Origin of the sequence: Actinocrispum sp. NPDC049592, assembly GCF_040675465.1 — a bacterium.
GTDB lineage: Bacteria > Actinomycetota > Actinomycetes > Mycobacteriales > Pseudonocardiaceae > Kibdelosporangium.
On record NZ_JBFAPA010000040.1, the window covers coordinates 1,638 to 4,835 of the forward strand.

General features: G+C 55.8%; 1 rRNA gene. It reads left to right on the top strand.

The features are described 5' to 3' along the window. Positions 1-52: 52 nt before the first annotated feature. Positions 53-3,162: ribosomal RNA gene (locus tag AB0J95_RS51015) — 23S ribosomal RNA — on the top strand. The last annotated feature ends 36 nt before the right edge of the window (positions 3,163-3,198 follow it).

The following is a 3,198-nucleotide window of genomic DNA, read 5'->3' on the forward strand; positions in this document are numbered from 1 at the left end:
GGTTGTCTGGTGTGGTGTTTGAGAACTGTACAGTGGATGCGAGCATCTTTGTGGTCAAGTTGTTAAGGGCATACGGTGGATGCCTTGGCATCAGGAGCCGATGAAGGACGTAGGAGGCTGCGATAAGCCTCGGGGAGCTGTCAACCGAGCTGTGATCCGAGGATTTCCGAATGGGGAAACCCGGCACCCGTTATGGGGTGTCACCCGCACCTGAATATATAGGGTGTGTGGAGGGAACGCGGGGAAGTGAAACATCTCAGTACCCGTAGGAAGAGAAAACAACCGTGATTCCGTGAGTAGTGGCGAGCGAAAGCGGAAGAGGCTAAACCGTTGGCGTGTGATACCTGGCAGGGGTTGCGTCAGCGGGGTCGTGGGACCCACTGGACTGTGCTGCCATGCAGTCGAGGAGTTATAAAATCACGTGGCTAGTTGAAGTGGTCTGGAAAGCCACACCGTAGAGGGTGAAAGTCCCGTAAGCGAAAGTTCGTGATCTCCTTTGGTGGTGTTCCCGAGTAGCAGCGAGCTCGTGGAATTTGCTGTGAATTTGGCGGGACCACCCGTTAAGCCTAAATACTTCCTGGTGACCGATAGCGGACTAGTACCGTGAGGGAAAGGTGAAAAGTACCCCGGGAGGGGAGTGAAAGAGTACCTGAAACCGTGTGCCTACAAGCCGTCAGAGCCTTTTGGGGTGATGGCGTGCCTTTTGAAGAATGAGCCTGCGAGTTAGTGCTGCGTGGCGAGGTTAACCCGGGTGGGGTAGCCGTAGCGAAAGCGAGTCTGAATAGGGCGTTGAGTCGCGTGGTCTAGACCCGAAGCGGAGTGATCTACCCATGGCCAGGGTGAAGCGCCGGTAAGACGGTGTGGAGGCCCGAACCCACCAGGGTTGAAAACCTGGGGGATGAGCTGTGGGTAGGGGTGAAAGGCCAATCAAACTCCGTGATAGCTGGTTCTCCCCGAAATGCATTTAGGTGCAGCGTCGTATGTTTCTCACCGGGGGTAGAGCACTGGATGGCCTAGGGGGCCTACAAGCTTACTGAAGTCAACCAAACTCCGAATACCGGTGAGTGAGAGTGCGGCAGTGAGACTGCGGGGGATAAGCTTCGTAGTCGAGAGGGAAACAGCCCAGAACACCAGCTAAGGCCCCTAAGTGTGCGCTAAGTGGGAAAGGATGTGGGGTCGCCCAGACAACCAGGAGGTTGGCTTAGAAGCAGCCATCCTTGAAAGAGTGCGTAATAGCTCACTGGTCAAGTGGTCCTGCGCCGACAATGTAGCGGGGCTTAAGCGTACCGCCGAAGCTGTGTCATTCACACATGTGATCCGCTTGGTTCTTTGGAACTTTGTGCAGTCGTGTGGATGGGTAGGGGAGCGTCCTGCATCCGTGGAAGCGGCGATGGAAGTCAGCCGTGGAGGGTGTGGGAGTGAGAATGCAGGCATGAGTAGCGATAGCAGAGTGAGAACCTCTGCCGCCGGATGACCAAGGGTTCCTGGGCCAGGCTAATCCGCCCAGGGTAAGTCGGGACCTAAGGCGAGGCCGACAGGCGTAGTCGATGGACAACGGGTTGATATTCCCGTACCCGCGCGAACGCGACCATGATGAACCTCTTGATACTAACCACCCGAACTGATGCGAGTCTTCGGACGAGTTGAGGGGAGCGTGGGATCTGATTGGGTAGTAGTCAAGCGATGGGGTGACGCAGGAAGGTAGCTCCGCCAGTGAGTGGATTAACTGGTGTAAGCGTGTAGGCCGAGTGATAGGCAAATCCGTCACTCATTGAGGCTGAGACGTGATGCGTAGCCGATTGAGGCGAAGTGGGTGATCCTATGCTGCCGAGAAAAGCCTCTAGCGAGTGTTCGAGTGGCCCGTACCCTAAACCGACACAGGTGGTCAGGTAGAGAATACTAAGGCGTTCGGGTGAACTGTGGTTAAGGAACTCGGCAAAATGCCCCCGTAACTTCGGGAGAAGGGGGGCCGTGTGGCGTGAAACGCCTTGCGCGTGGAGCGTTGTGTGGCCGCAGAGACTAGCGAGAAGCGACTGTTTACTAAAAACACAGGTCCGTGCGAAGTCGTAAGACGATGTATACGGACTGACGCCTGCCCGGTGCTGGAACGTTAAGAGGACGGGTTAGTCCGTAAGGGCGAAGCTCAGAATTTAAGCGCCAGTAAACGGCGGTGGTAACTATAACCATCCTAAGGTAGCGAAATTCCTTGTCGGGTAAGTTCCGACCTGCACGAATGGCGTAACGACTTCTCGGCTGTCTCAACCACAGGCCCGGTGAAATTGCACTACGAGTAAAGATGCTCGTTACGCGCGGCAGGACGGAAAGACCCCGGGACCTTTACTATAGCTTGGTATTGGTGCTCGGTTCGGCTTGTGTAGGATAGGTGGGAGACTGTGAAGCGGTCACGCCAGTGGTTGTGGAGTCAATCTTGAAATACCACTCTGGTCGAATTGGGTGTCTAACCTCGGACCATGATCTGGTTCAGGGACAGTGCCTGGTGGGTAGTTTAACTGGGGCGGTTGCCTCCTAAAGGGTAACGGAGGCGCTCAAAGGTTCCCTCAGCCTGGTTGGCAATCAGGTGTTGAGTGCAAGTGCACAAGGGGGCTTGACTGTGAGACTGACGGGTCGAGCAGGGACGAAAGTCGGAACTAGTGATCCGGCCATGGCTTGTGGAAGCGTGGTCGCTCAACGGATAAAAGGTACCCCGGGGATAACAGGCTGATCTTGCCCAAGAGTCCATATCGACGGCATGGTTTGGCACCTCGATGTCGGCTCGTCGCATCCTGGGGCCGGAGTAGGTCCCAAGGGTTGGGCTGTTCGCCCATTAAAGCGGTACGCGAGCTGGGTTTAGAACGTCGTGAGACAGTTCGGTCCCTATCCGCCGCGCGCGTAGGAGACTTGAGGAAGGCTGTCCCTAGTACGAGAGGACCGGGACGGACGAACCTCTGGTGTGCCAGTTGTTCTGCCAAGGGCATGGCTGGTTGGCTACGTTCGGAAGGGATAACCGCTGAAGGCATCTAAGCGGGAAGCTCGTTCCAAGATGAGGTCTCCCACCCTTGATGGGGTAAGGCTCCCAGCTAGATGACTGGGTTGATAGGCCAGAGATGGAAGCGCAGTAATGTGTGGAGTTGACTGGTACTAATAGGCCGAGGACTTGTCTACAAAGGTGTTACGCATCCACTGTACGGTTCTGAAACA